General features: G+C 55.5%; 1 protein-coding gene. It reads right to left on the reverse strand.

Translation table 11 applies throughout. The annotated features are described in order from the left end of the window. Positions 1-306: 306 nt before the first annotated feature. Complete coding sequence (locus tag HGO38_RS30965) at positions 307-1,473, reverse strand: IS110 family RNA-guided transposase (protein WP_250959627.1); 1,167 nt, start codon at positions 1,471-1,473, stop codon at positions 307-309. Positions 1,474-1,552 lie beyond the last annotated feature (79 nt).

Consider the following 1,552-nt stretch of genomic DNA (forward strand, 5'->3'; position numbering starts at 1 on the left):
TCACATCAGGATTTTTGTCAATTGTTCAATCGCGTGGCATCGAATTTCTCCTTCGTCGGCGGATCCACGGTCTGAGCCCATAGCAATTACCGGCCCGGTTCTCGGGCCTATACAACCTCACATCCGGTCGCCGCTCTCACGCGGCTGCACCATTATCCCGCTTTCGATGGGCACGGGCTCAGGAGAACGGGACCAAACTCAAGGTCGGCGTTGAAAGCCAAAAGGATACCCGGTCCGTTCACCTGGATCCGTCAGGACTGATCAGGTCCTGAGGATTAGAAACTGTGTTTCGCAGCAGTTTGTGTTTCAGGCGTTTTTCATGATTGCCCCTTCGATGACGACGCCGGAGCTCACATACTTCCAGAGGGCCACGAGCAACTTCCGAGCAAGCGCAACGATCATCGGCGTTTTTAGGCGGCCGGCGTTCCGCGCGATGCGTTCCTTAAACCATAGCGTTAAAGTCGATCTCGGTTGGTGGCGCAGCCATAGCCAGGCGAGTTCTACCATCGTTGCCCGCAATCGCGGATTTCCCGCTTTCGAGACCCCTTGTTCGCGATTGACGTTGCCGCTTTGCCAAGGGGAGGGCGCAAGGCCCGCATAGGATGCGATTTGTCGCCGATTGTCGAAGTGTCGGAACAAGCCTTCCGTGTAAAGTATCGTAGCGAACTCTGGGCCTATTCCTTTGATGCCTAAAAGCGCGGTCGCTTCTTTAGGCGTTTCCGGCGTCTCCTGAACGATCAAGGCATCTCGCTCGGCTTCAACAGCCTTGATTTGTGTGAGCAACAATTCGAGGCGATCGAGTTCTCTGCAGATTTCCCCTTTCAAATGCTTTGAGAGTGGCCGACCATCGCCAGTCCGAAGTTCTTCCAGACGTTGGCGGCGATCTCGATTGACAGGTTGGTAATCCCGAATTCCTTGCGTGAAGAGCAGCCCCTTTATGCGGTTGACGTGGAAGACACGTTCCGCAATCAGAGTTTTTCGCTCCCGTCCAATCCGTCGATTGTCGTCTTCCTCGGGTGAGAGAAGTTTGACCATTGAGCACGCGCGAGGCTCGCCACGTTTCCATGCCATCAATGCGCGGATCAGCGTTTCGCCGTCGATGCGGTCGGTCTTCGCCCGGCGATGCCGGCGCGGCATGGCAATTGATGCGGCTTCTACAATGTGGCTCTCTATCCAGGCTTCCTTGCTGAGCACTCGTCCTAGCCAGAAGCCATCGAGTCCGGCCTCCTGGATCACCACCATCGGGTAAAGTCTCTCTTTGCGCCGCTGTGCCTTCTGGCGAAGGGTGTCAAAACACGAGAACAAGCTGGCAATATCGCCTCCAGTGACGGTATGGCGAGACATCTTTTCACTTCCCGGCGATAGAGCTGTCACGAGCCATGTCGATTTGCTTAATTCCAACGACACAAAAATTGCGCCAAGATCGACGGGGGTAGTGGTCTGCGCCTGAGTTTGATCTGCTGTTATCGGCATGATTGGCCTCCAGAGAGTTTTCTAGCGACCTCACTCTGCCACGGTGCAGGCCGCTACTCACCCCTGATGGGATCTCAAG

This window comes from Rhizobium sp. CG5 (assembly GCF_023701945.1).
Classification (GTDB): domain Bacteria; phylum Pseudomonadota; class Alphaproteobacteria; order Rhizobiales; family Rhizobiaceae; genus Allorhizobium.

Bases quoted from the DNA above. Each gene is read 5' to 3' on its own strand.
- HGO38_RS30965 (WP_250959627.1), bottom strand. From the start codon at position 1,473: ATGCCGATAACAGCAGATCAAACTCAGGCGCAGACCACTACCCCCGTC.